The 26,902-nt window shown below is 50.1% G+C and carries 19 protein-coding genes; 17 read left to right on the plus strand and 2 right to left on the minus strand.

What is annotated here, in order from left to right; translation table 11 throughout:
* Positions 1-35 precede the first annotated feature (35 nt).
* Positions 36-4,583: an SslE/AcfD family lipoprotein zinc metalloprotease gene (locus tag L4D06_RS10865; RefSeq protein ID WP_429739345.1), complete on the minus strand. Its 4,548-nt coding sequence runs from the start codon at positions 4,581-4,583 to the stop codon at positions 36-38.
* Positions 4,584-5,013: 430 nt separating this feature from the next.
* Positions 5,014-6,576, minus strand: coding sequence for a DEAD/DEAH box helicase (locus L4D06_RS10870; RefSeq protein WP_429739490.1), 1,563 nt, complete (start codon positions 6,574-6,576; stop codon positions 5,014-5,016).
* Positions 6,577-6,773: 197 nt separating this feature from the next.
* Between L4D06_RS10870 and L4D06_RS10875 the strand changes: the two genes are divergently transcribed.
* From L4D06_RS10875 to L4D06_RS10955, 17 genes are all read left to right on the plus strand, one after another.
* On the plus strand, positions 6,774-7,268 hold the full coding sequence (locus L4D06_RS10875) for a cyclin-dependent kinase inhibitor 3 family protein (protein ID WP_274164245.1): 495 nt from the start codon (positions 6,774-6,776) through the stop codon (positions 7,266-7,268).
* 685 nt (positions 7,269-7,953) lie between these two features.
* Positions 7,954-9,933 (plus strand): phage tail sheath family protein, encoded by a 1,980-nt coding sequence (locus L4D06_RS10880; RefSeq protein ID WP_429739347.1) that lies wholly within the window; start codon positions 7,954-7,956, stop codon positions 9,931-9,933.
* Between the two features lie 88 nt (positions 9,934-10,021).
* Entirely contained in the window at positions 10,022-10,549 is a 528-nt protein-coding gene (locus tag L4D06_RS10885) for a phage tail protein (protein ID WP_274164243.1), read from the plus strand.
* A 4-nt stretch (positions 10,550-10,553) separates the two neighbouring features.
* Positions 10,554-11,393: a hypothetical protein gene (locus L4D06_RS10890; protein ID WP_429739349.1), complete on the plus strand. Its 840-nt coding sequence runs from the start codon at positions 10,554-10,556 to the stop codon at positions 11,391-11,393.
* Between the two features lie 31 nt (positions 11,394-11,424).
* Positions 11,425-12,426: a hypothetical protein gene (locus tag L4D06_RS10895; RefSeq protein ID WP_429739351.1), complete on the plus strand. Its 1,002-nt coding sequence runs from the start codon at positions 11,425-11,427 to the stop codon at positions 12,424-12,426.
* The gene (locus L4D06_RS10900) at positions 12,423-13,733 is read left to right on the plus strand and encodes a Pvc16 family protein (protein WP_429739353.1); all 1,311 of its coding nucleotides are present in this window, start codon (positions 12,423-12,425) and stop codon (positions 13,731-13,733) included. The genes L4D06_RS10895 and L4D06_RS10900 overlap by 4 nt, the downstream gene beginning before the upstream one ends.
* Positions 13,730-15,829 carry an ATP-binding protein gene (locus tag L4D06_RS10905; protein ID WP_429739355.1) on the plus strand — a complete coding sequence of 700 codons (2,100 nt, stop codon included), beginning with the start codon at positions 13,730-13,732 and terminating at the stop codon, positions 15,827-15,829. The genes L4D06_RS10900 and L4D06_RS10905 overlap by 4 nt, the downstream gene beginning before the upstream one ends.
* Positions 15,822-16,103, plus strand: a complete 282-nt coding sequence (locus L4D06_RS10910) for a hypothetical protein (RefSeq protein WP_429739357.1) — start codon at positions 15,822-15,824, stop codon at positions 16,101-16,103. Before L4D06_RS10905 ends, L4D06_RS10910 begins: the two co-directional genes overlap by 8 nt.
* Entirely contained in the window at positions 16,104-16,727 is a 624-nt protein-coding gene (locus tag L4D06_RS10915; protein ID WP_429739359.1) for a hypothetical protein, read from the plus strand.
* A 78-nt stretch (positions 16,728-16,805) separates the two neighbouring features.
* Complete coding sequence (locus L4D06_RS10920; RefSeq protein ID WP_429739361.1) at positions 16,806-17,150, plus strand: LysM domain-containing protein; 345 nt, start codon at positions 16,806-16,808, stop codon at positions 17,148-17,150.
* A complete protein-coding gene (locus L4D06_RS10925; protein ID WP_429739363.1) occupies positions 17,150-18,280 on the plus strand; it encodes a hypothetical protein in 1,131 nt (376 codons plus the stop codon). The genes L4D06_RS10920 and L4D06_RS10925 overlap by 1 nt, the downstream gene beginning before the upstream one ends.
* Positions 18,277-18,792, plus strand: coding sequence for a phage baseplate assembly protein V (locus L4D06_RS10930; RefSeq protein WP_274164234.1), 516 nt, complete (start codon positions 18,277-18,279; stop codon positions 18,790-18,792). The genes L4D06_RS10925 and L4D06_RS10930 overlap by 4 nt, the downstream gene beginning before the upstream one ends.
* 81 nt (positions 18,793-18,873) lie before the next feature.
* Positions 18,874-19,197: a hypothetical protein gene (locus L4D06_RS10935; protein WP_429739365.1), complete on the plus strand. Its 324-nt coding sequence runs from the start codon at positions 18,874-18,876 to the stop codon at positions 19,195-19,197.
* A gap of 15 nt (positions 19,198-19,212) precedes the next feature.
* Entirely contained in the window at positions 19,213-19,578 is a 366-nt protein-coding gene (locus tag L4D06_RS10940; protein WP_274164232.1) for a GPW/gp25 family protein, read from the plus strand.
* Entirely contained in the window at positions 19,575-22,094 is a 2,520-nt protein-coding gene (locus tag L4D06_RS10945) for a baseplate J/gp47 family protein (RefSeq protein WP_429739367.1), read from the plus strand. Before L4D06_RS10940 ends, L4D06_RS10945 begins: the two co-directional genes overlap by 4 nt.
* A gap of 1 nt (position 22,095) precedes the next feature.
* A complete protein-coding gene (locus tag L4D06_RS10950; RefSeq protein ID WP_429739368.1) occupies positions 22,096-24,810 on the plus strand; it encodes a baseplate J/gp47 family protein in 2,715 nt (904 codons plus the stop codon).
* Positions 24,807-26,891, plus strand: coding sequence for a hypothetical protein (locus L4D06_RS10955; RefSeq protein ID WP_429739370.1), 2,085 nt, complete (start codon positions 24,807-24,809; stop codon positions 26,889-26,891). Before L4D06_RS10950 ends, L4D06_RS10955 begins: the two co-directional genes overlap by 4 nt.
* Positions 26,892-26,902: the final 11 nt, after the last annotated feature.

Below are 26,902 nucleotides of genomic sequence, written 5' to 3' on the forward strand. Positions count from 1 at the left end.
GTGTATATTGTTTCCTCGCGACTGCTTATTCGTGGTTATTGTGCTGGAACACCGACAGTAACCGAATCAATGTTCAGCGGGTTACGGACTGGAAGCGGTAGATTCAGCGCTTTCGCTGCTGCTCGTCCTGCATCGCTAATACCACCGCCATACTGAGGCTGGCTTTGACCCGGTAATATGCTTGCCACGACGCCAGGGTTCCATGCGTCAAAGAACGCCGTCAAGTCTGTTTGTGCAGCGTAAGATGCACAAAGTAGCAAAGCGTCACTCTTACCTAAGTTTGATTGGTAACATTGGTTCTCACCGACTAAACGCATCCCATTTTCAGATTGGTTACGTGTGAGGCGATGCATTAATTTGTAAAGGTTAAAGCCATTCATGCCAAGTTCTTGATTGTAGAAATCTGGCAGTTCGCCTTCGTACCATTGGGTGATGTCCAGCTCTGTGTCAGCCCACTCTTTTAGTTGTGCAAACATCAGCAAACGTTCACCTGCGCCGCCAGCGCCCCATGCGTGACCGTTCTCCGCATTCACGAACTGTGGAGCAATGCGAATATCGCGTTCCACACGAGGCATTTTCCCTAGGTATTTTTGCTGCATGTAAAGGCCAAGCACGTTGTTAGCAACTTCAGTAGCACCTTCAACAGTGAGTGGGGCTTCAGCAGCGTTGTGACCCACTTCGTGCCAAATTAGCCAATCGTTGAGTGGCGTGGTCGGCATGTGTTTGCTGTCTACATCAAAACTGCTGTTCATTACTGGATACCCAGAGTGCGCAGCGCCAATACTGATGGCGACATCATTCACAAACGCATGGCGGTTGTTTGGCGTGTCGGCGTGAGTAACAGCACGGTTGTTTTGACCGTTGATGCCTTCGTCTCTCGCATAGAACTCATTTATATCCTGGGCAAAAGTATCTAAGTCTGATGCAAACTGTGCCATACCGCCGTCGAAGTTTTTCGCTGCCATATTGGTTTTTGGAGCGGTATAGATGAAGCTATTTGACACCACATCCCCAATTGGCGCTGGCGAGTGTTGCGGGTTCACCCATTCATCGGTAGACGCATTGTAGAGCGGAGCTGCTAAGCTGCCACTGAACGTGATATTGACGGATTCGCTGTTGCCACCTTGCACGTAAATCAAACCACCGTACGGCACGGTAAATTCACCGCTGCTTTGAATAGAGTAACTTTTTTGCATGCGCGGTGGGCGTTTTAGACCAAGTTCGTGCTTCTCACGACCAGTGAGATCGTCATGCAAGCCAATTGTGAAGGTAACAGGGGTACTGTTTCCTGACACATTAATTGTCACGGGTTGATGAGCAACCGCCCATTGACCGGTCGCCTGACGGTTGCCCGCATAGTACGCAACTGGATTATTGCTCATGTCGAATGTCAGTTCTTTGCCCGTAGCAAATCCATCTGGCTCTCCGGGGAATTGGCGAATATCGACAATGACATCATAATCCCAGAACGAGCGGCCTAACATTAAACGTGTCAGCGGTTTTTCCATGTAATTGAGCGGATAGCTCGGGTTCATCTGGCCCGCATATTGACCATCGCTTGCGCCATAAACCATCTTCATTTCGGTGAGTTGGTTGCCGAGTTCTTGCGGACACTTTGTGCCTTCTGCGCCAGTGTTACTGGTGTAACAGTTCAAGAATTCGGTGAACTTTTCGAAACCAAGCTCATCGTCTTTTCCTGATTCATAGCGATAATCTAAATCGTTCCAAAGCCACACAGACATGTTGGAGTAGAGTCGGTTCAGATCGATGCTGCTTAAGCGTTCACCCTGTTTACCGTTAGTACGGAAATAGCGCTCATGCTGATACAGGCGCTCAATGTTGGTGCCGAGATCCGCTGCCTTGATCATGGCGCGAGCTTCTTTCTCTCCCAAATCGAGTTTGGTGTAGATAGGGCGAGACATACCGCCAGTTAGCGGAATACCATTGCCCGGACGATACTCGAGGCAGTTGATTTCATAGTGGTAGTTGTAATCAGTACACTGTTCATAGGTGCGCTGACCATTGACCTCGAACTTTTCGAGCAAATCGTCAATGGCTTTGCGCAGTGATTTAGTATCAACGACGGGCTCGCCATTAGATACATCGATATGACCCTTGTCGTTGCGTACAAAATGGTCTTCCTCGCGAATGAATGCCTTGCGAGTGATTTCCTCTCCGTTTTCCAATTTATCGAAGTAGTACGCGGTTTCTAGCTTCGGCGCTTTGTCTGGCTTACCTGCAATGATGTGATCCCACGTCACCTCACCTGTGATTTTATCAATGTTATACGGCGGTTTTGGCTGTTCGCCATTCTCACCGTCGATAGGTGCATAACGTTCGATAATGTAGAGACCATACTCGCGGTTTGAACGTACGCGATCGGCGTAGCCATCATTGGGACCATTCCCTGTCGGTACGACAGACTCGCCCATGCCAAATGCGATGCCCGCTGCATCCAACAAACGACCTAGCTCACCAGCATTGTTTGTTGCACGCAAGGTTTCCATCACCAAGATACTGCCACCGTCAGAAACGTACTGAATGAGTGCAGTGACATCGTCTTGGGTGAGTTTAGGGCTGTCAGTATTGGCGGTATGAGGTGGCAAATAAACGTCACCCGTTGGGCCGTTATAGTCAAATCCATTAAGGATCAGCAGGGGCATGTCTGCAGGGGAGATATTTGAAAACGATGAGATTTGCTCTGTTGTGACATTGAAGTCATCAGCAATCACATACGCTTCTTTGTGGCCCAGCGTGATGCCGGCACGAGTAAAGTAGACGTGAGGTATATTGGTGCCAACATTGATGGATGCATTCTCGGCGCGGTTGGTGAGATAGCGAATAACATTGTTGAAGAAATTCTTCATGTCATCGCCGTCTGTCCCATTTTCACACTGACTATTGCCACCCCAAGAATATCCGGTCGGGCATACCAAGACAGAGTTATAACGGGCGTTGCCCATCACCATGATCTTGCCGCTACCCAACTCGCCAATGCTGACAAAAGGCAAACCATAGGTGGCCGTGTTTCCGCCTGCTAAATCGGGTGTGATGACTGGGGATTCAGTAATGTATGCCAAGCCACGTTCGTCATAGGCTTTGGGTTTATCGAACTCAATCCAGTAGTTATTGTCGTTACGTGCCATCATCACAGGGAATGCGCGGTTCGAAATGTTAACGGCCGCTTGTCCACGAGCCGTTCCTACGCTTCCATAAAACCACGTTGCATCCGCAAAGACATGGAATTTATCGACGGGTTTCCAGCCTTGAGATTCGGCGTCATTGATGCCCCATAGCTTATTGATGTCGGCCTGAATGTTGCTCATCTCATCGGTTGCGACACGCACGTCCGGTTGGATATCAAATTGAGAAGCTGATTGATTGCAGTTTTCACCACAAATGGCTTTATCGATTTGTTGCGCGATGCCTGATGTAAATTGAGTCTCGAATTCTGCTTTAACGGTTTGTATTTGACCCGCTCCAACGTCGAGAGGAATGTCCTTGTCGTTGAGCGATAACGAAATGGCTTCGTTGATGACGTTAGGGTACTGAGAAAATACCTTTTCAACGTCAGTATTGATGGAGAGATTGCCAGCGTTTTTCGTGGCGTAGCGTTTCACCAACGCCTCCGCATTTCTACCGCGTTGTTCTACGCCCAAGTCGCGAAGCGTAAATTGGGTTTGGTTTCCGCGTAGTCCACCAAGTTCAAATGTCTCGATACCAAATGAAATGGTTTCGCCCCAAACAAATTCAAACTCGCCGAGCTCGTTGGTTTTTCCACGAGACGATCGGCTGAAGTAAGACAAGCCTTGCACAGCTTTACCGTTCGAATCAGTGATAACGGCTTTCGAAAGAATGCTTGTTTCTGGCTTGTACTGATAAGCCTCTTCAGCGTTGGCGGAAACAAACGGCGCGTTTAAGTCAGCGACTGCGCCTTCTGTGACTTCCGGCTCAATATCAGGAACGTGTGTACTCGGCAGTTTATCGACAAGGCTTTCTTCTGTGGGTGCTTCTTCTTCCAATAGCTTATCGAAGTCTGCTTGTGGCAAGTCTAAGTCGTTATTGTACATGGCAGAGAAGGCCAACGTGTCACTCGTGGACAGAGTTGGGAAATCGATTTGGTTGTCGTGACTTGGCGCAACAGCAGTGATCAAGGTGCGAGCATTTCGCAGTTTCTCTGGGGAGTCGACAAACTCGGATGCGTTTTCAAGTGTTAATCTCAGCCGAGTAGGTGTGTCAACTGAGCGCTGTTCTTTCTCTGCAAAGATGTCGCTGAATGTCGCTAATACCGTGCCGTCGAACTCACAGACAACGGCATCATTTTGCGAGAATTCAAACGCATTGGCTGCTTCACCATTACAGGTTACTGAAGGGCCAAACACCAATGAACCATCGAGGGAAAATTCTCCCGCGATAATAGGGTCTGGCACACCTATATCTGGAGAGCCATCCGTTCCTTCTTCTGGAAGAACGGGCGCAGGTGTTTCTGTGTCTATATCTGGTTGAATAATGGACGTGTCTTCGTCGTTGCAGCCAGCAAGTGCCGCAAGAACTAGAATGGAGAGGATTGTTTTCTTATACATTATTATTCTCAATAGCCGATACTCGGCAAAACGTTAATTGCTTCTTATACCCAAACAACCTGAAGGCCTCTGAAATCGAGCATCTTCAGGTTGATTGGGTATAACTTGTAACTAAAAGAAAAAGCGGCACGTTTTACTGAAAAATTAAGGGCGAAATGAGAATAAAATGCGGAAATCTGAACGAATGCATCATTTACGTGCAGTTTGTACAGATAATGGCCGTATCTCTCTGTCTGGATTATGTTTTTTCTAAAAATTTTTCAGGTTATATCTCGAAATTCAGTGGTGAAGCGAAAGAAGACTATTGACGATAGAAAGGCGTGAGAGAGAGGCGCGAGAGAGAGGGGAAACTGTAAGTTGTCGGCTTCCATTGACCATCCTCTAAACGAAAAAAGCCAGACACTGTCTGGCTTTTACAAATCACTTTATCTTAGTTGGCGCTAGGGGTCGCTTTCGCTGTGTTGCCCGAAGGGCGACGGCGTTGTTGGCCACCTGGTTTTCTGTTTTGGCTTCCTGCTGGCTTCTGAGCGCCATTGCCTTGTGGCTTATTGCGTGATGGCGCTTGACCTGATGCATTCGCACCACGATTACCCGTATTGCTGTTGCCATTGCGGTTACCGTTACGACTATTAGCGTTGCCGTTGCGAGCAGAACCTTCACGACGTGCTTGGCCTTCACCGTTGCCTTCAGCTTTCTGAGCTTGCTGACCACCACCTTGACGAGATTGACGATTTTCGAAGACCGCTTTGTCACCGTTGCCTCTGTAGCTAGAAGAACGACGACCACCTGTTGGAGCGCTTGGTCTTTTTGGTTTCTTCGCTTTCATGGGACGAGTGTCTAGTGCACGTTCAGGGACAGCGATGCTTGGCTTGAAACCTTTTAGTTCTATGCGTGGCAGTACTTGCTCAATTAAACGTTCGATACCGAATAGATCATCCGCTTCGTCAGCACAAACCAACGAGATCGCTTTACCTGTTTCACCAGCGCGGCCAGTACGGCCAATACGGTGAACATAATCTTCAGCAACGTTTGGCAAATCAAAGTTAACCACTTGTGGAAGCTGAGGGATATCAATACCACGAGCAGCAATATCGGTTGCTACCAGTACACGTACTTCACCTGATTTGAAATCAGCCAGTGCTTTGGTGCGAGCACCTTGGCTCTTGTTACCGTGAATCGGTGCCGCAGTAATGCCTTCTTCATTAAGGAAATGAGAAAGCTTGTTTGCGCCGTGCTTAGTGCGACTAAATACCAACACCTGACGCCAGTTACCTTCTTTAATCAAGGTAGAAAGAATGGCTGGTTTCTTTTTCTTGTCAGCAGGGTAAATGCATTGTTCAACGGTACGTGCGGTTGAGTTTGCAGGCGTGACTGAAATCTCAACAGGATTGTTAACCAAGCCTTTCGCTAGTTGACGAATCTCGTCAGAAAACGTTGCAGAGAACAGCAAGTTCTGGCGATTCTTCGGCAAAATATCGAGGATTCGTTTGATGTCACGGAAGAAACCCATGTCTAGCATGCGGTCAGCTTCGTCCAAAACCAACACTTCAAGCTGTGAAAACTTCACTGCATTCTGGCTGTAAAGATCAAGTAAACGACCCGGTGTAGCGACCAAAACGTCGGTACCTTTGCGCAGTGCCATAAGTTGTGGGTTGATTTTAACGCCACCAAAAACAACGGTAGAACGCAGGCGCGTGTGCTTGCTGTAAGCCTCCGCATTTTCGAGGATCTGAGCGGCTAGTTCACGAGTTGGGGTCAAGATCAAAGCGCGAACGTGGTTTGGACGAGCGCGATCGCCATGGCTCAGTTTTTCTAGGATTGGCAGAACAAAGCCAGCGGTTTTACCTGTACCGGTTTGTGCTGCAGCCATGACATCCTTGCCTTCAAGTACAGCAGGGATAGCCTGCGCCTGAATCGGAGAAGGCGTATCGTAACCCTTCTCTTGTACCGCTTTAAGGATTGGTGCAGAAAGACCTAACGAGGTAAAACCCATATGTATAATTCTCAATAAGATTACGCCCTAAAATGGACGGCTGGTGGCAAGTGCGCCAACTCAGTAGGGAAAGGGGCGCTATTCTGAGGCTTTTGGTGTTTATCATCAACGACTATCGTTATTTAATTTGTAATACTTAACCGCCATAATTGAGGGTTAGCATAAATCAGTTAGTTGAAAGGAATGAAGGTATAACAATGACACATCCAACATGGGAACTGCCTGTTGAAGCGGGTGCGTTAATTTTAACACCATGCCCAGGTACCAAAGGCACGTCGTTAAAAGAGAGCTTAGATCAACTTAAAGCACAAGGCGTGACCATGATTGTCACCGCGCTGAGCCAAGAAGAAATGGCTGAAAAAGGCGTTGCTGAACTTGGTGAACTCGCCCAAGCTGCCGGAATCACATGGTTCCAAACCCAGATTGAAGACGATGAAGCGCCAAACGCCGCGTTTATTCAGAGCTGGCAACAATGCCAATCACGCCTGCATGATGCGATTGCAAAAGGCGAGAAGGTCGCTCTTCATTGCATGGGGGGATCAGGCCGCACTGGTTTGATGGCTGCGCATTTGCTATTAGAACGTGGCTGGGAATTGGAAGATATTATTCGTGAAGTCCAAGCTTTGCGTCCGGGGGCATTTACAAAGCAACCCCAAATTGACTACATCCACGAGTTTGTCAGTCAATCATAAAACTGGGTGTATTACCGGTTTTTGCTAGCCGCTGATGAGCTGTCGGCGGCTAGATACGACCGACAACGAATAACTGCCCCGCAGACACTTTCTATTTTTGCTATTCGTCTTCTATTTATTCTGTTTCTACCTATTCAGCTTCTACCTATATATGTCTACTTGATGGGCTGTCTTCACTCTGTCTTGGTTTTTTCGTTTTTCTTTTTTCTTTTTTCTTTTTCATTGTCATTAATGAACAATCAAACATTCACGTCAATCTGCTCTCACTCGTCAGCAAGCAAAAGACCGAAAATTCACTGATATGCATCGGGGGTATTATGGTTGGAATGAGCTGTCTCGCCTGATCAATTAGGCTGTCTGTCTATTTCGTTGGTCTTTTCGGGTTTTCTCAATATTAATTCGTATAAAAATAAGGGTGTTTAGTAAGAACGATTACATTGTGCTTAACATGCTGAAAAATCGTTAATAAAACGAACGTACTTTTTTAAGCATAACACCCTCTTAATGTGTATCGTCTTGTGGTTGCGACAAGCAGATGGTTGAAAGTTGACCATCCTCATTACTGTGTATTGTGACATCAATACTGTACTCACCCTTCGATGTTGTCGAATTTTCCAGTCGACGGCATCGCAATACATTGACGCCAGTTTTAATGGATCCATCGTCTTGCTTGAGGAGGTCACCCATGCCAGTCGCACTGACATATCCCGGCGTTTATATTCAAGAAATTCCTAGTGGTAGTCGCTCATTGAGTGGCGTTGCTACGTCAATCGCCGCCATTGTGGGGCGCTTTTCTCGCGGTCCACTTAATACGCCAGTGCGAATGTTTCACATTGGTGATTTTGATACTCACTTTGGTGGCGTGCACACTGATAGCGAAGCGAGCTACGCAGTGTCTCAGTTTTACCTTAATGGAGGAGGCCAAGCCGTCGGTATTCGCGTAGGCGGAGGAACGAATGGCAGCATGACAGCAGAAAGCTGGAGCGGTGCAACCACATTGAGGTTTGATGCTGGACGTCAATTTCAGAACAATCCAGTCGAAGATCCCGGTAATTGGAATAACCATATACGCGCTGATGTTGACTATCTCACCTCTGATCCCACGTCTTTGTTTAACCTGACGATTACCGAGATCCGTCATGTTGATGGCTTAGAGTTGCCAGTGCGTAACGAAATTTATCGTAACGTGTCGATGGTAGAGACACACCCTCGTTATGTCGTCGATGTTGTTAACGATGATTCAATGCTTGTTCAGTTGTCGTTGGGCGGTGCGGGTACAGCGATGCCTGCAGCGACGGGTTTTTACTCTGATGTGCAAGACACGACGCAGTATGCTGGGGTCGCGGATGATAATTCGTTGCTCGTGGATCTAGGGACGGGGGCTCACGATGTATTTATCGATGCGAGCATCAAACCCACCACAATTGCAGAAGCGGCGCTCATGCTGCAAAACGCAATCCGAGATACTCGAGCGGCAGATCCACTTTGGGCGCAATGCCAAGTGGTTGTTCGTGGCTCACGTATGGCGATTTTCAGTGGAAGAAACAGTGCCGAATATCGTGCAGGACAAGTCATCACCATCGCTGAATCGCTTGTGCCCCAGGGAGACTTTGGCGAATTCATGAGACTGATTAATAGCGCGACGGTGCAGGTACAGGCAAATGTTCAGCAATATGCCATGAATACGGTTGCTCCAGCGGGACATCAAACGCTCGCCACCGCAGGGGCTGATGAGGATATAACGCTGTTAACCGACGCTGAGCGTGCGGCACCATTGAGAGGAAATCGCTCACTTCGAACTGGGCTTTATGCACTGGAGGATGTTGATTTGTTCAACATCTTACTGATCCCAGAAGCAGCAGATCTTGGATCTGCGGATACCTTTAGTGTCATGAGTCCGGCGCTGACATATTGCGAAGAACAACGCGCATTTTTATTAATTGATCCGCCCGCTAACGTGAATAGCGTTGAAGAGGCACATGATTGGCTTGATGAGGTAGCAGGAGCCGGTCTTCGTCACCGTAATACTGCTGCTTACTATCCTCGGGTTCAGGTTCCTGACCCGAACAATGAAAATCGTCTACGAACCATCGCGCCCAGTGGCACCATCGCGGGACTCTATGCGCGCAAAGATACCGAATCAGGTATCTGGACTGCGGCGGCTGGCATCACGGCAAATCTTCGTAATGTCATGGGCTTCAATCAATCCTTAACCAATAACGAAATAGGCCTGCTAAATCCTGTGGGCTTGAATTGCCTTCGCAATGGTGGCATTAGCGGCAATATCGCTTGGGGCGCTCGAACTCTTCGCGGTGCGAATGAGTTGGCGTCGGAATGGACTTACATACCTGTTCGTCGTACCGCATTGTTCATTGAAGAGTCTTTGTTTAGAGGTTTGCAATGGGCAGTGTTCCAACCTAACGATGAACCGCTTTGGTCAGAAATTCGCATTGCAGTTGGTGACTTCATGCAAGGGTTATTTCGCCAAGGTGCCTTTCAAGGCAGTTCGCCTGAGCAGGCTTATCGCGTGAAGTGCGACGCCGAGACAACCACACAAGCTGATATTGATGCGGGGGTGGTGAATTTACTGGTGGGCTTTGCGGGGCTAAAACCTGCGGAATTTGTCGTTGTTAGCTTGCAGTTGATGAATAACAGCAACGGTTAGATGTCCTCTCTGTCAGCTTTTGCTGGCAGAGGCTCTCTGCATTCGTTTTTGTTTTTGCTTATTTTTGATGGTTAGCGAGGGGGACGAGATGTCTCAGCTTAACGTGAATGGTCAACGTATTGTGCCTTATCCCGGCTACAAATTTATTGTCAAAGAAGCGGGTGGTGACGTACTAGCAGCAGTACAAAAGGTGTCGGGACTCAGCCGCACCGTAGAAGTGATGGAATACCGAGAGGGGGCAGACCCTTCACACACCCGCAAATCGCCGGGGCAAGCTAAATTTGAAGCCATTACGCTCGAACGTGGGGTGACTGAAAATCTTCAATTTGAGCAGTGGGCCAACAAAGTGTGGCGTATTGGCACGGGTTTAGGCGGTGAAGTCTCGCTGGCAGATTTTCGCAAGACATTGATTCTTGAAGTTCTCAATGAAGCTGGGCAAAAAGTATTGAGCTACACCCTCTATAACTGTTGGGTCTCGGAATACAAAGCGATACCTGCGCTCGATGCGTCTAGCTCCGCATTCATGATCCAGTCAATCAAACTAGAGAACGAGGGGTGGGAACGCAACGACATCACGGTGCCAAAAGAACCTAGTTTTGTGCATCCAGAACAGTGAGTGAATGCCAATGCGTGTTGCGATATCGGCATTGACCAACAATGAACGTGTTGAGCTTTGGGAAAGAGCCGCTGACATGTTGCCACCTCAACGTGCGGTTGCCTTGGTGTCTGCATACCTTTTAAGTCAATACGAAGGAGACGTTGTTGATTGGACGTTAGCTGGGCGAGATCATTTCTTGCTACTGGCTTACCGTGCTGAGTTTGGTGAGTCTATTGCAGTGGTTTGCGCTTGCTCTGAATGTACAGCCAAAACCCAATTGTCGTTTACTGTTTCACAGGTGTTAGCGAGTGGCTCGGAGCGCTTGAAGAGCAACACAGAAGCTACCGAGATCAACACAGAAGCGTACTTACATTATTACGAAACACTAGACACGGAACTGGGCATGGCGGCGTTTAGTGGTCGTTTCCGGTTGCCGATTGTCCGTGATCTGTTTGTGCTCGCATCGTCAAACTCTCCGCTGTCAAAGCCTCATACGCAGTCTGAATTTGCGCAATGCGTACTTGACCCCGCGAGCTATCGGGACGTGTTGAGTTGCATTGATAAAAGTGAAGATGCGGCTTCTGCATGGCGAGCCTTCTATCTGGCGCTTGAAGCGAGAATGCTTGAAATCGAACCGTTGACCATCGTTTCTTTGAATTCTGCATGCACGGAATGTGGGGCTGAAACAGCGCACCAATTCGATATTGCCAATCAGTTTTGGTCTTTGCTGACATCAGATGTTGAGCGTCAACTGTGGGATGTTCACCTTCTTGCGTCAGCTTACGGCTGGTCAAGCCACGACATTCTCGCCATGAGTCCCGCACGCCGTCGCCAGCACATCGCCATGGTGATCGACTCATGAATATTTGCCAGAGTGTCATAAGGGAGCATTTATGAATCGTTTGTTAGGGGATTACATTCGCCGGAACATTGATGGAATGCAGACGCTAAAACCTGTTGCGTCGTCATATTATGCAGGGGCGACCCGAGTGACGCAGGAGCCAGGCTATTCCAGTGGGATAAATAGAGTTAATCAGTTTGACGCTGATACATTGACTATCGATGCATGGCATAACGTTCCTTCGAATGCCCCTTCATTCGAAAACAGCAGCCATACAAGTGACAGTGTCACTTATGATGAGGGTGATCGTACTGGGTCTGAGTCGTCAGGAAAAGAATCAAAAGATGCGTTCTCAAACAAAATGGGCAGCACTGAAAGAAATGTGAGTGATTCAGGGGCTGATTTACTGTCCAGCGATCACGCCCAATCTGTATCTCCGATTGATGGTCGAATGGGGGAGTCATCGGCAAACACACATTCCCAGCAACTCAACGCACAAAAGCGCTCGGCGGAGATAGTTAACGAAGCCAATCGAGAACGTGATAATCCACGAAGTGCGAGTTGGCAAAACGCTGATCCAAATATCGAACGGGTGCACAATGAGCATGTTGCAGCGAGTCAGCATCAAGCTCATTCTGACTCACAGTTGCACGAAGTGACTGAGGATGCCGCAAATAAAGCCGCCAAAATCGAGCCCAAAGTGGGGAGCCGGAGGCAAGACTTCACCCAGCAAGTGGCGGCGTCCATATTGGGTCAATCTCAAAATCAATCTCAAACTCACACTCAAACGTCAACACACACCTCATCGTTTGCCAGTTCTCTATTGAGAAGCAAGGATAATGAGCCATCGAGTGCGCCTAGCTCGTTTCGTCGTCAAAAGGCGCGGTCAGAAGGTTCAGTGTCAGTGAATGTGACAATAGATTCAGTCACGATTGTGTCCAAGCAAGCCCCCATTCAGAATCCACCTCAGGCAGAGCGCATGGTGAAGTCGACATGGAAACCAGATCTTTCCTTGGCTGACTATCTACTCCAACGTCAGGAGGGAGAGCGATGAGTTCCGCACTGGCACTGGCTGGCGTCACGCAACTGTTGCGCGACCTGCTCAACGATGGATTTGTCGACCATGATGTCGCGGCAATCGTTAATACAAATGTGCCTGTTCACGCGTTACCTCCTGATCAAATGCTGGCACAAGAGGACAATACCGCCCCTGCACTGAACGTGTTCCTTTATCACACAGAAATCAATGGATCGTGGGCCAATCAATGCGTGCCGACTCGTAACACCGATGGAGACAGAATCAACAATACGCCGCTGCCATTGGATTTGTACTACTTGGTGTGTGCCCATGGTACGGCGGATTTACATAGTGACGTTCTATTAGGTTATGCCATGCAAATCCTGCATGAGCATCCAGGTTTTACGCGCACGGAAATTCAAACGGCGTTGACACCTTCTCCTGCTATTGCAGCGGGCTTACCGCCATTGCTGCAAGCACTGTCCGATACAGGGCTTGCAGATCAAGCGGAAGCGCTGCGAATTGCCCCTCACACCATGCCAATTTCGGAGAAGACGGGGCTGTGGAGTGCATTGCAAACTCAGTATCGCCCGTCGATGGCCTACCGCGTTTCAACGGTATTAATGGAAGCAGAATATGGCACATTGAACGCGTTGCCAGTGTTAACCATTGGCACTGACAACAGTGGGCCAGATGTTTTCCCTCAGCTCATTCCTTCATTGCCTCAGTTGTTGCGAGTGATCCCTCCTGCGCGACAGGCGAGCGCAAGGTTGGGGGATGCCTTAGATGTAGAAGGGCGTTTTTTAGAAGGGGGAAATCCGCGGTTCTCCTTCTCGCATATTTCACAGGATCTTGAACAAACGGTCAGTGTTGATGCGGGCGGTTCCGCACTTGGTCATGCGGTGACCTTGCCAAATGCCCCTGCCAATTGGGCTGCGGGCCATTATGCATTGCGGTATTCTGCGGAAATTGATGGCGACACACGACAATCTAACCAAGTCATGGTGCAAGTGTCGCCTGTGATGACATTGCCGCCTGCTAGCGTGGTACGAAATGGGCAAACAGTCACTGTGACGTTGAACGTGACACCCAATGTGCATGCAGGGCAGCAAGCCAGCCTTTGGCTTGGTAGCGATGGAGCGCAAGCAGAGTCAGTGACCGTGACAACCAACACGCTTGTATTTGTTTTCGGTCCTTTACCTGCTGGTGTTTATCCTGCGCGATTACGCATTGATGGTGCAGACAGTTGGTTTATCGAAAAAGACCGACCGCCGATTGCACCTGACTTTACGCCGCGCGCGCCAATTTACGATCCAACACAAATAGTGGTGGTGCCCGTATGACAGAAATCGTAGGTGTGAACAATTCAGCACAGCTTTCGTCAGACCCAGCGTTGGATGATGATCATGATGCGATGATATCAAAGCAGCGCGAGTCGACGGCAATACATCAAGCCACGGTAGGGATGAAGGGAAGTCAGCAATCCCTTGATGCGTTTGCGCATTGGCAAGCAACCAATCAAGCGCATATTTCACGATTGATTGATTGGGTTCTTCAGTCGTTGGATGCAGTGCGGAACGATCAAACGGGTCAAGCTCTATTGGCTGACATTAATCGCGGATTTGTCAGCGATCCGCCAACTGCATTTAACGTGATGTGCAATCAGTTTGAATTGACCGAAGGCGATCAAGCGGTATTGGCTTTATTGATGGCGGTGTCATTAGATGAACGCGTTGCTAGAAAGTGTGCCGATGTGATGGGTAGCGAAACATTTACGCACCCCACAGCTTCATTGGCGATGTCTGTCTCTCACTCCTGTGGTTGGGGATGTTTTTCGCCTCATAGTCCACTTCGATATTGGTTGTTGCTGGATTGGCATCCTCTTGGTGGAGGGGATGCGACGCTGACGCTTGATGAGCGGATTTTGAGCTTCTTGCGGGGCGTCAATTACCTTGATGAGCGCTTGAGCGTCATGTTTGAACCGTCGCCGAGTTTAATCAAGCGTGACGAACCATCGCTTTCAGCGTCTCAGGTGGCTCGGTTGAAAGCGACGTTGAACTATGTGCATCAAGCAAGAGAGCGACAAATCGTCATCGAGCTTCACGGTGAAGATAAGACGAGCAAAACGCTGATGGCAACAGCGTTGGCCAATGAAATGTGTGCGAACTTACATGTGTTGCATGGGACGAGTTTACCCTCATACCCCAATGATTTAGATGCATTGGCAAGGTTGTGGCAGCGTGAAGCGGGACTGATGCCGATCATGCTGCTCATTGAAAATGGGGATGATCCGGCAAACTTCAGAGTACTACAGCAATTCACCGGACGCATTGGGGGCTTGGTACTGGTGGATGCAGGGGCGATGCCCATCGGGCTTACTGCCAACAGTTTTCCGTTGCTGGTGGAGCGTCCTACTGTTCATGAACAGGCGAGCTATTGGCATAGCATCTTGAATGGCGTTGATGACGGCCTCCCTGCGCGGTTGTCTGAACAGTTTTCATTGAGTTTGCCTGACATCGTACAAACCACGCTTGTCGCGCAATCAAGTGATAGCGATTGGCTGGAATATGCAGACCCTAGATTCGAAAAAGCGCTGTGGCGAGCTTGTCAGCGTCGCGCATCCAGTGAATTAAGTAAATTAACGCAACACATCGAGTGCAAAGCCAGTTGGGATACATTGGTGTTGCCGCCGGCACAAACCAACATGCTAGAACAGTTGACGGCGCAAGTTAAGTTGAGAAGCCGCGTGTATCAACAGTGGGGGTTCCGTGATCGTATGAGCCGTGGAATGGGGATCAGTGCCCTGTTTTGTGGTGATAGCGGAACAGGAAAAACCATGGCCGCTGAGGCTATCGCTAATGAGTTAGGGCTGGATCTTCATCGCATCGATCTTTCGGCAATCATCAGCAAATACATTGGTGAAACCGAAAAGCACATGCGTCAGCTTTTCCTTGCGGCTGAACGCTGCGGAGCCATCCTGTTTTTTGACGAAGCGGATGCATTGTTCGGTAAGCGGGGCGATGTCAAAAGCAGCAATGACCGGTTCTCCAACATCGGGATTGATGATCTATTACAACGCATCGAAGCCTATCGTGGCTTGGCGATACTCTCCACCAATCTCAAAACATCCATTGATAAAGCGTTTTTCCGTCGTTTTCGTTTTGTCGTCGATTTTCCGTTTCCAGGCCCGCTTGAGCGAGAACGCATTTGGCGCAGCGCATTTCCGTCTAAAACACCGCTGGCGGCAAATATCGATCCGGTACGACTAGCAAAGCTCAATCTTACGGGCGGCAGTATTCACAATGTCGCTTTAAATGGCACATTTCTCGCTGCACAGCACGATGAAGAGGTCTCCATGCGCTGGCTGATGGAGGCCGCAGCGGCGGAATTGCAAAAGCTCGATCGTCCGATTAAGGCGGGAGATTTAGATTATGGCTAAAGACACCACGACAGAAGTTGCTCTTCATATTCGCCAGATAGAAATCGACAGCGACGCGAGATATGTGGATGTGTATCGCGCCATGTCGGCGGCGGTCTCTCAGAACTGGCCTGTTTTGCATTCAGTGAGTGAAAGGCAGCAAGGTATCGCGAAAGAAAAGGCCATTGTGGATGCGACTAACGCATTGATGAAGCAACTTGGTGGCAATGGACAGTATCGTCGCCAAATCCAAAGCCAAAGCCAAACGCACAGGTACATGGAGAGGAGGCGCTAAATGTTATCGAGCCAACCGAATTACCTCAAAGCGGGCATTGTGTTGTTAGACCAACAAAGTGGTGAGCCGATTAGCGCTATTCCTTTGCTTATCAACCCGTCGACGCTCAACACCCAATTTGAAGTGAAATCGCAAGAGGGCTCTCAAACGCGTACCGAAACGATGAGGCTAAACGGCCCACCGACAGAATCCATCAGTTTTGAAGCAACTCTCGATGCGACCGATGCGTTAGAGCGAGGGGACGAAGATGCCGTCAAGTATGGGATTGGTCATTACATCGCAGCGTTACGCAGCCTGATTTCGCCCACGAAACGCCAGTTGTTGGATAACGATGCTCGCGCCAGACAAGGCAAATTGACCATTATTCCAATGACACAGCCATTACCGGTTTTCAGTTGGGGAATGAATCGCCGTGTCCCTGTAAAAATGAAGAGTTTGTCTCTAGCCGAAGAGTTGTTTGGGGCGCATTTGAATCCATTGCACGCCAAAGCGAGCATTACGTTACAGGTATTAACCGTTGATGATCTTGGCTTTGACCACCCTGCATCGTCGCTGTTTTTGCATTATTTATCTGGACTCGAGCGGCAGGCAGACAAAGTGATTAAGCCTGCAACGGGTTTTTAATACCTCATTTTCTTTGTACGGGTAAAACGCGAAAGCGAATACGTGAAGCGAGTACATAAAAGCGATAAGGAATGTTCGATGACTGATCTCACGCAATATCTTCTCAGCAATACAGAAGAAACAGCAGATTTCACATCAAATAGCCGCTATGCGGGGGCGCCTTTGCAGGTGATGGCAGATGCTAACGGCACGGAGCGCGTGTTCGTGAGTCGCCGATTCCTTCCTCAGCCAGCCAATATCGACAATGTACAAAGTCTGACGGTGAGAGATGGTGACCGATTGGATCTCCTTGCGGCGGCGTATTTTGCTGACCCCGCATTATGGTGGTACATCGCAGACGCCAACCTCGTTCAGCATCCTAGCGCGTTGCTGGAAGGCAACGAGCGAAAAATCGCCTTACATGGCGAGGAAGGAGACCGTTGATGTCAGATGTGGTGATGAGTCTCTATATTGGCCCTGTTGCGCCTGTGCCCGTATCGAAAGTCGTGATCAATGCGTTTATCTCTTGTGAGGTCAGCGCTAAGACACGGGATAAATCTGGCTTTCAGTTAGTCTTTGAAATCGACAATAGCTCGCCACTGCACACGGTATTTCTGCTGTCAGCGAACAATCCCATTCCTATGGTTCGCACCGTGATTGCAGTAGAAATGTTTGGTCGGAAATCTGTGCTCATGGATGGGGTAGTCACGGATCATCGTGTCAGTCCCGGCAGCGCCCCCGGAGTGTCTCGCCTAACTCTAACGGGTGAAGACTTGAGTCGTGTGCTTGATTACATCGATTTTAGTTTTATGCGTTATCCCGCCATGCCTGATTTTGCGCGTATTAACTTGGTACTGGCAAAGTACGCATTTCTCGGTTTGATTCCCAAAGTGATCCCATCGGTGCTGATTGATGTACCAGTGCCTACTGTTCGTATCCCTTCTCATCAAGGAACCGATCTTAAATATATCATGTCGCTCGCGGAGCGCGTCGGTTATGTCTTTTATATCGAGCCGACGGATAAAGTGGGGGTGTCGACGGCGTATTGGGGGCCTGAGGTAAAAGTGGGTGTTCCACAGCGACCACTCAATGATGATTTGGATGCGAATAGAAATGTACTTACGTTATCCGGCAGTGTGGATACACAGAGTGCGATTGTTCCAATGGTTACAATTCAAAACCCTCAGACAAAATTGCCTATCACTATTCCAATCCCCGACGTTAACCCGCTCAATCCGCCGTTGGGCGTGTTACGCCCCATTCCGCTTAAGCCCGGCGTGCCCATTACGGGTGCGGCCAAATACTCCCCTGTGCAAGGTGTACTGATCGGGTTGGCGAAAGCCGCTAAGTCAGCGGCGAGAGCGGTGAAAATGAATGGAACGCTTGATGTCTTGGCCTATGGCGCATTGTTGGAAGCGAGAAAAACGGTGACGGTCAGAGGTGCGGGAGCTGCGTTCAATGGATTGCACTATGTAGAAGCGGTGACCACCACCATGAGTGAAGGCGAGCTAAAGCAAGAGTTTCAGTTAAGCCGTGATGGGTTGCTTTCAACACTTAGCAGGGTGCCAGTATGAGTGACAAGTTCTACGGCAAGTATCGAGGGACGGTAGTTAACAATGTTGACCTCACGCAACAGGGACGCATTTTGGCGACGGTGACCGATGTGGGTGGGATCCCTCCCGGAACGTGGTGTATGCCATGTTTGCCGGTGTTGGGGCTTAACTCTGGTGTATTTGCAGTACCGCCAGTTGGCGCAGGTGTGTGGATTGAGTTTGAACAGGGCGAAGTGGATCACCCCATTTGGACAGGGTGCTATGCAGGATCAGCGGCAGATATACCGCTGATGGCGAAGACTGCACCCGCGCCAATTTCAGCTATTACGCTACAAACTATGGCAAAGCACGGCATTGTGATCAGCGATGCGGGCGGACCAATGGCGCTAGGTGGGATCACGCTGCAAACCGCGACCGGCGTGACGTTGTCCGTGACTGATGCGGGTATTTTCATCAACAACGGAAAAGGTGCACAAATTTCCTTAGTTGGCCCAACAGTGGACATTAATACAGGCGCACTCACTATTACCTAGCCGCGATTACCTAGCCGTGATCATTGAGTCGTTTTGATGAGGCAGTTGGTGATAACCATTCACACACAGTAGGAGGCACACATGCCCGGACCCTTACTCCATGTCGGTGCGATCGTCATGTGTTCACACGGTGGTCAGGCAACGCCAAGTTTGCCGAACCCTCGCGTGTTGGTGTCTGGTTCTGCAACTGTGCTGCAGACCTCGCCGTACTTAGTGGCTGGGTGTGCCATGCCGCCACCAACCGCTGGAAATGGGCCTTGCATTAGCGGTCAATTTCTCTCCGGGAGTATGCGGGTTTTGTCGATGGGACAACCCTTTGTGTTGTTTACCAGTCAGTCTGTTTGTGCCCCGACAGGAACACCGTTGGTTCCCGCTGTGGCTCAACTTCGTGTTATCGCAACGTAAGCGAGTGGAGGAAAGATGAACTATCCAGATTTTCCTTATCGCATTGATACTCAAGGGCGAAGCGCCACTACGCATCGTATTGACGTGATCCGTGATCGTATCGAACAAGTGCTGTTCACTGAACCCGGAGAGCGGGTAATGATGCCGACGTTTGGTTGTGGTTTGAATCGACTCCTATTTTTAGGGATCAGCGATGCGGTGATAGAAGACACGAGAACATTGATCGCAACCTCACTACAAAACTGGATGCAAGATGACATTGAATTGAACGATGTCACTGTGCAGTTCGATCAAGGCGCGTTGTTCATTGATGTCTCATATTCCCTGCTGCCATCCGGTGATCTCCAGCAAGCGAGCTTTGTGCGTGAGGGGGCAGCATGATCTATTTCTGCTGTGATCAGCGCCGACGAGAAGCAGTACGTAATAGCGCACTTAATGGCATTGATTTCGTTGAGGTGGTTGACTTAGAGGCTGCCAATCCTGCCGACCGTCAACGCTTTTTGCACCTCTATCTTGTTAACGACCGCGGCGGAATGGTTTACACAGAGGACAACCTTCGATTTGAAGGAGGGGCGCCAGTGGACGTGGTTGCTGTCACCATGGGGCTCGACGGACAACAAAACGTGATGGTGATTGAACTGTCGCAAGCGGGGGATTTCGGCCCGTATCGGCTTAACCTCGTCACCAGCCATCTGAATCCCGCTCCGCCTCCAGAGATAGACCCAGCGCTGGCGTCCGTGACCTTCTCATTTAAAGTGGAATGCCCATCTCCGTTTGATTGTTTAACCGATTGTGAATGCGAAACACCACAACGTCCAGAAACTGATATTGATTACACCGCGAGAGACTTTCACTCCTTTCGCCGCATGATGTTGGATCGCATGTCAGTGTCAGCGCCCGAATTTGCCACAGGGCATCCCGCCGACCTTTCAACCGTGTTGGTTGATATTCTGGCTTACACGGCTGACCAACTCGCTTATCAACAAGACGCAGCCCAAACTGAGGCATACCTTAATCGCGCTCGTTCACGTATATCCCTCAAACGCCTGACGCGATTGCTCGACTACGCTGTTGACGAAGGTTGCAATGCTCGCTGTTTTTGCCACTTTACCGTCTCATCCGATATTTTACCCATGGCGCCGCAAACGGTTGTGATTCCCCAAGGAAGCGCAGTGTGTACTCGGTTAAATGAGATGCCCGTAACCTTCACGCGAAATAATGCTTTGCTGGCACAAAGTGGCGCCGTTTACGAAACCTGCCACCCGATAACGTCATTGCATGTCGCTCACAATGAAATGCGGTTCTATACGTGGAGCAATGGGCGATGTCATCTCCCGAAAGGGGCGACAAGCGCCACCTTGGCGGGGCATTTTCCTGATTTACATGCATTCACCTATTTAGCATTTGAAGAAATTATGGGGGCGACGACGGGGAACCAAGCAGACCGTGTGCTTGATCATCGTCAGATCGTGTTGCTGGTGAACGTACAGGTATTAAACCGTGACAATGAGCCGCTGACCGACCCCATTACAGGTGAGGAAATTACGCTCATAGAGTGGCACGAGAGAGATGCATTGCGTTTTCCAGTGTGCATTTCCTCTGAAACCGCCATTGAAGAAGGCCGACGCTTCATCGAGCCTATCAGCGTGGCGCGAGGCAATATGGTATTGGTCGACCACGGACAGACCCTCGATGATGACGAGTTAGGTCAGGTGCCAGCCTCCCATTTACGTTGGGCTCCCGGTAAAGGCTTGGTGGAATCTCAGCGCAAAAGTGCCGCCTGTGAGGATAAGCAATGCGAGCAAGAACAAGCCGAGACGATTCCGGCAGTGTTTCGCCCCACATTAACGCGTGCACCGCTAACCTTTGCACCACGCTATTTGGCGGGTGAGCCTGCAGTTGATGCTCTGCAAATCCCTTTGCCCAGTGAAACGTTCCCCGCGATAACGCTTGAGGGTGATGATGGGGTGGAGGTCTTACCTTATTTACCCGTTCCAGACTTATTGGCGAGTGACGGTACGGCGAGGGTGTTTGCTGTTGAAATCGAACGTGATGATCGTGCCTACTTGCGCTTTGGTGACAATGAGTTTGGTCGTCGACCTTTATCTGGAACGACATTCACGGCGCGTTATCGAGTGGGAGTCGGTACTGCCGGACACATCGGCGTTGATAAACTGCACCACCTTGCGCTCAACATGCCGGAAGTAATCGGAGTACGAAACATCACCGCAGGTAAAGGGGGACGCAATCGAGAAACCCATGCGGCGATTCGTAAGCGTGCCCCATTCTTGTTCAAAACTCAGGAGCGGGCAGTAACGCGAGAAGATTATCAAACGTTGGGCAGACGGGTGGAGTGGGTGCAAGACGTGAGCTGTGCTTATGTCCATACGGGAAGTTGGATAACCACGTTTGCTCTGCCTGATCCCAAAGGACGTGTCGGAGTGGGAGATGACCAGCGTGTGGCACTGCGAGAGCACTACGAAAAATTCCGTTTAGCCGCGCATGATGTGGATGTATCGACGCCTGTATATGTGCCACTCGAAATTACTCTGCACGTGTGTGTTGCGCCGAATGCGTCAAAGTCACACGTTCGGCAACGTTTACTTTCTTTGTTTTCACCGAAAAGACAAGCCAATGGGGCATTGGGGATCCTACATCCTGATCAATTCCGCGCTGGGCAAATCTTGCATCTTTCCCCGCTGTTAGCGGCTGCACAAAATGTCGATGGTGTGATCGCGGCCAAAGCCACGCGTTTTCGTCGCTTTGGCGATCCGCGTACCAGTGGGTTGGAAGAACGGAAACTGCTGTTTGGGCGTACAGAAATTGCCCGCGTTGATAATGACGCCAGCCATCCAGGAAATGGTGTGTTCTTATTCGATTTAGAAGGAGGGCGCTAATATGACCGACTTCAATGATCAATCTCACTGCGGTGCATGCAAGGGCACGAGTGTGTTAACTCCCCAAGCGCCAAATAATGCCACGGGTTTGGCTCGTGTCAGCTTTCGGGCTGGCTTGCACGAAGACTTCTACCAAAGCATGGCAGCAAGGTTATCGTCGTCAGAATACGGCTCGCTAGGGATACTGACAACGCGTTCGCACGACGATTTCACCATGGCGTTATTGGATGCGTGGGCGGCGAGTTGTGATGTGCTGACGTTTTACAACGAAATGTGGCTGAATGAAGCCTATGTGAGAACGGCGCAAATCCCGCAGTCACTGCATGAGATGGCGACCTTGATTGATTATGTGCCGCACCCTGGTGCAGCGGCGAGTGCCGATTTATCATTTAGTATCGCCGCTGGACCTGGGATCCCTGAGCAAGTGACGGTTGCTGCGGGAACCAAAGTACAAAGTACACCAGGACAAGATGAAACCCCGGTCATTTTTGAAACCTTAGACGATCTCGACGCACGGGCAGAATGGAATGCGATTCGTCCTAAGTTAACAGCGCCACATCCACTCACCGCATCAACCACCCAATTGCCGTTTGAAGGCATCAATACTCGATTAAAAGCGGGGGATGGCATTGCCTTTACAGCGGATGATGGGACCTCCGTGTTTGCGGTGGTGAATGCAGTCACTCCTGTACTTGCGGATGTATCAAAAGATCCCGAATCGAAAGATCTGACGTGGGTCACCGTGTCACCTATTGGCACCCCTCCTTTGTCTGAGCCTTCATCCCCAAGCGGTTTTTCTGCGGCGGACAGTTTCACGTCCTTGGTGGAGGAAAAACTCGGTGAGACGTTAAGTGAAAGTCAAATGTTCACCTTGTTGACTGACGCCAAAACGGATGAAAAAACCTTCATTGCACCGCTGAAAACCGCTACTAGCGAGATTAAGCGGGCACAAGTGTTTCGTGCTTCTGCCGCCATTTTTGGTCATGCTGCACCACCACTGTCAAGCCTTCATCATTCACTTACAGGTATGGTGCCTGTGTATAGCGTTGATGATAGCGACGTGGTGGTAGAGAGCCTAGAACAAGGCCCCTATTTCGGAAAAACCGATGCAACATGGGCAGACCAAGGCACGCTGGCATTAATGAATGGTGGTGGCAACCAGCTCTTTCTAGAGCGTCCGGTCGCTGAGATTGGGGTTGATAGTGATGTGATCGTACGAGATGGCGACAATTGGGCGCAGTACAGCGTCTCAGAGACGGCGGATGTGTCGGTTTCCTTCTTTGCAGTGACGGGAAAGAGTAGCCGTTTGTCATTAGATCGCAGCGACCACTTTAATCAGTTTACGATTCGCCAAACCACGGTGTTCGGCGCAAGTGAATGGCTCTCATTAGCCGATCCGCCAATCACCCAGCCCTTGAATGCTGAGCATGTAACCGTCGTTTTAAACGACTGGTTTGTCGGGCTAGAAGAAGGGCGGAAAGTGATACTGAATGGCTTGGCTGAAGGCAGCGGTGACACGCCAGTGATTGCAACGAGAACTGTCCAATCTATCAGCCATGATATTTCGCCATCAGGAGGAACATCACTCACGCTTACCGAACCGCTGGGGGCAGACTATTTTCCACAAAGTTTGAGGATTGCCGCCAATGTGGCAGGGGCGACGCAGGGTGAATCCGCGGTGGAAGTGCTCGGAGACGGAGGCGCAAAGCCACATGTCACATTATCCACTCGTCAAGCTCCTCAAACCTTTGTGCCTGCGGCAACCCCGTCTGGCGTGAAACCGACGCTTGAGGTCAGGGTAAACAAAATCCTTTGGCATCAAGTACCGAATTTCCTCAACTCTCAGCCTGCTGATCGTGTTTACACATTGCGTGTGGATGAACAAGGTTACAGTCATGTCACCTTTGGTGATGGCGTACAAGGCGCGATGCCGGGGAAAGGGCAGCAAAATATTCGAGCCAGTTACCGCAAAACCCATGGCTTAATGGGAAGAGTCAAACCCGGACAGCTCAAAATGCTGATGTCACAGCCGCTCGGTGTGCAGGGTGTGGACAATTTACTGGGTGCCAGTGGTGGCGCAGATCCCGAAGGGCGTGATGCGATTCGACTGAGTGCGCCCTTATCGTGCCGCACCCTTGGGCGAGTGGTCTCCATCACTGATTATGCAGATTTTGCTCAAGGCTACGGCGGTATCGCGAAAGCAAGTGCGCAGTGGCTGCATGTCTCCGGTGGCCCACAAGTGGTTGTGACGGTTGCTGCCGAAGCGGGAGCTCAAGTTGATGAAGACAGTGATTTGTATACCTACTTAACGGATGCACTCATTGCCGCGGGTGACCCATTTGCACGATTTATTCTTCGCAGTTTTCGTCACACCTTTTTCAAGCTAGGAGTGCGGCTTGAAATTCACTCTGATTATTTAAGCGATGACGTGCTTTCCAAGGTTGAGCAAACGCTGAGAACGGCATTGTCATTTGAAGCGAGACGCTTTGGTCAGCCTGTTTTTGCCAGTGAGATCCTCGCCCTGATTCATGATGTGGCAGGGGTTGAAGCGGCAGTGATTGATAGGCTTTACGTGGGTAATACACCCAAACGACATGACGGTATTGCTGCCGCCATGGCGGAGGTGGGGAGCAGTGGGGCAATTGCTGATGTATTGGGAGCGTCAATGTTGAGCTTGCACCCCGGCCCGTTGGATTATCTGGAGGTTAGCGAATGAATAGCTTGTCACCGGAAGCCTTGTATCAGCTACTTCCAGAGGTTTATCGCAAGCGCGATGAAACACAGGGATTTCCATTAAAGGCATTGATGGCGATCCTCGCCGAACAAGCGGCGATAGTGAAAAATGATACAGACAGACTGTATGACAACCAGTTTATTGAAACCTGTGATGAGTGGGCTGCGCCTTATATTGGTGAGCTGGTGGGTTATCGATATGGGCCGCCAATTCCCAATGTCAGTCAACGTGCTGCTGCGGCAAACCATATTCGTTTAACAAGACGCCGTGGTGTGGCACTCGCGTTAGAACAATTGGCAATCGACACCACGCGTTGGCCTGCAAGAGTTGTCGAGTTCTTTCAACGCTTAGCGCGTCCTGAGCACTTAGCATCACTTCGCCCAGAGAATCACTACACCTTGAATGTGCGTGATACCGTGAAATGTGAGGCCATTGGTACTGCATTTGATAACGCCAGTTACACCGTGGCGACGGGGCGAATTAGCCAAAGTGAAGGCCTGCATCATTTTCGCCACGTCGGTTTGTTTTTGTGGCGATTGGGCCATTATCGCCAATCGTTAACGCCCGCCTATCGCCATGCCGAGCGGCGATATCTGTTCCATCCGATGGGGATCAACAGCCCGCTGTTTAATGCGCCTCAAAGTGAACCGGACATCAATCACCTCGCGCAAGAAGTCAATCTGCCTATTCCTTTACAACGGCGCAGTAACCTTGGTCATCGGCTCGAAGATTACTACCCTCATGCCTTTACTGTGGTGCTTGATGGCATCATGCAAACAGTTGATCAAGTGCAGATCTGCAACCTCAGCGATGACGGTGCAGATTGGGCGCATTCCCCTGTAGACAGAGTGTCGATCGACCCTGAATTGGGGCGAATGTCCTTGCCCGCCAGCATGGACGAGCCCGAGGATGTAGAGGTTACGTTTCATTACGGTGCTTGTGCCGACATTGGTGGTGGCGCGTATTCGCGTAGTGAAGGGTTTATCCAGTCTTCTGGCAATATTGAACACATACACGCGGGGGATGACATTCAAGCCGCGCTTGATTTGACCGTCTCAGGTGGTGTGGTAGAGATTGCGGTCTCGCATGGGTTTACCATTGCACCTGCTATCTCAGTGAATACCGACCAAACCTTATCGTTACGTGCTGCTGACGGGCATCGTACGTTTATCGATCTCGATGGTGATGATTTCACCGTGGTGGGCGGCGCTGAAGCTGAAGTGGTGATTGATGGTTTGGTTGTGCATGGCGGCAGGTTGGTTGTGCCAGATACTGGCGACAATCAATTGCGACGCTTGGTGCTTAGAAACGTCACTCTCGTGCCCGGTCAATCATTGCTAATAGACCGAACTCCTGTATCGCCAAACGCCCCCTCGTTGGTGGTGGAAATTCCAAATGTCACGGTGGAAATTGAGAAGAGTATCGTCGGTGCGGTGCGTACTGTTGAGGGAGCCGCGGTGTCGATAACCAACAGCATCGTCGATGCGACATCCCGTGATGGTATAGCGTTTTCTGCTGAAGATGAAATGAGTCATGGTGGGGTGCTCACCTTGTGTGAAGCGACCGTGATAGGCAAGGTTGCGGCGCGGTCATTCCCTTTGATTTCTAATTCATTGATAGATGCAGCGTTGCTACAAGCCGACTCGTGGGACTCCCCCGTGTGGGCATTGCAGCGTCAAACGGGCTGCGCGCGATTTTCCTATATTCCTCCACAATCTCGCGTCCCTCGTCAGCATCGTTGCCAGCCTCAGTTTGCTTCTTCGCAAGCCGTCGATGCCGCGGAAACCCACAACCCATTTATTACCGATACCGAGAAAGAACACATTGTTCGCGGTGTTGTTGCTCGTCTTGTACCCGCGTTTACGGCTCGACGCTACGGCGATCCTGCTTACGCACAATTATTGCTTTCATCTCCCCAAGAAGTTCTCCGCGGCGCAGACAGTGGCAGCGAAATGGGGGTGTATCACCATCTTTATCAGCCGCAGCGACACGACGCGTTGCTGTTTCGTCTCAGTGAATTCTTACCCATCGGCCTCGATGCGGGTTTGATATACGTGACTTGAAGGAGAACGTC

This window comes from Enterovibrio makurazakiensis (assembly GCF_050336585.1).
GTDB lineage: Bacteria > Pseudomonadota > Gammaproteobacteria > Enterobacterales > Vibrionaceae > Enterovibrio > Enterovibrio gelatinilyticus.

Bases quoted from the DNA above. Each gene is read 5' to 3' on its own strand.
- L4D06_RS10865 (WP_429739345.1), bottom strand. From the start codon at position 4,583: ATGTATAAGAAAACAATCCTCTCCATTCTAGTTCTTGCGGCACTTGCT.
- L4D06_RS10880 (WP_429739347.1), top strand. From the start codon at position 7,954: ATGCCAGTCGCACTGACATATCCCGGCGTTTATATTCAAGAAATTCCT.
- L4D06_RS10885 (WP_274164243.1), top strand. From the start codon at position 10,022: ATGTCTCAGCTTAACGTGAATGGTCAACGTATTGTGCCTTATCCCGGC.
- L4D06_RS10915 (WP_429739359.1), top strand. From the start codon at position 16,104: ATGTTATCGAGCCAACCGAATTACCTCAAAGCGGGCATTGTGTTGTTA.
- L4D06_RS10900 (WP_429739353.1), top strand. From the start codon at position 12,423: ATGAGTTCCGCACTGGCACTGGCTGGCGTCACGCAACTGTTGCGCGAC.
- L4D06_RS10935 (WP_429739365.1), top strand. From the start codon at position 18,874: ATGCCCGGACCCTTACTCCATGTCGGTGCGATCGTCATGTGTTCACAC.
- L4D06_RS10870 (WP_429739490.1), bottom strand. From the start codon at position 6,576: ATGGGTTTTACCTCGTTAGGTCTTTCTGCACCAATCCTTAAAGCGGTA.
- L4D06_RS10940 (WP_274164232.1), top strand. From the start codon at position 19,213: ATGAACTATCCAGATTTTCCTTATCGCATTGATACTCAAGGGCGAAGC.
- L4D06_RS10955 (WP_429739370.1), top strand. From the start codon at position 24,807: ATGAATAGCTTGTCACCGGAAGCCTTGTATCAGCTACTTCCAGAGGTT.
- L4D06_RS10945 (WP_429739367.1), top strand. From the start codon at position 19,575: ATGATCTATTTCTGCTGTGATCAGCGCCGACGAGAAGCAGTACGTAAT.
- L4D06_RS10875 (WP_274164245.1), top strand. From the start codon at position 6,774: ATGACACATCCAACATGGGAACTGCCTGTTGAAGCGGGTGCGTTAATT.
- L4D06_RS10895 (WP_429739351.1), top strand. From the start codon at position 11,425: ATGAATCGTTTGTTAGGGGATTACATTCGCCGGAACATTGATGGAATG.
- L4D06_RS10930 (WP_274164234.1), top strand. From the start codon at position 18,277: ATGAGTGACAAGTTCTACGGCAAGTATCGAGGGACGGTAGTTAACAAT.
- L4D06_RS10950 (WP_429739368.1), top strand. From the start codon at position 22,096: ATGACCGACTTCAATGATCAATCTCACTGCGGTGCATGCAAGGGCACG.
- L4D06_RS10890 (WP_429739349.1), top strand. From the start codon at position 10,554: ATGCCAATGCGTGTTGCGATATCGGCATTGACCAACAATGAACGTGTT.
- L4D06_RS10920 (WP_429739361.1), top strand. From the start codon at position 16,806: ATGACTGATCTCACGCAATATCTTCTCAGCAATACAGAAGAAACAGCA.
- L4D06_RS10910 (WP_429739357.1), top strand. From the start codon at position 15,822: ATGGCTAAAGACACCACGACAGAAGTTGCTCTTCATATTCGCCAGATA.
- L4D06_RS10905 (WP_429739355.1), top strand. From the start codon at position 13,730: ATGACAGAAATCGTAGGTGTGAACAATTCAGCACAGCTTTCGTCAGAC.
- L4D06_RS10925 (WP_429739363.1), top strand. From the start codon at position 17,150: ATGTCAGATGTGGTGATGAGTCTCTATATTGGCCCTGTTGCGCCTGTG.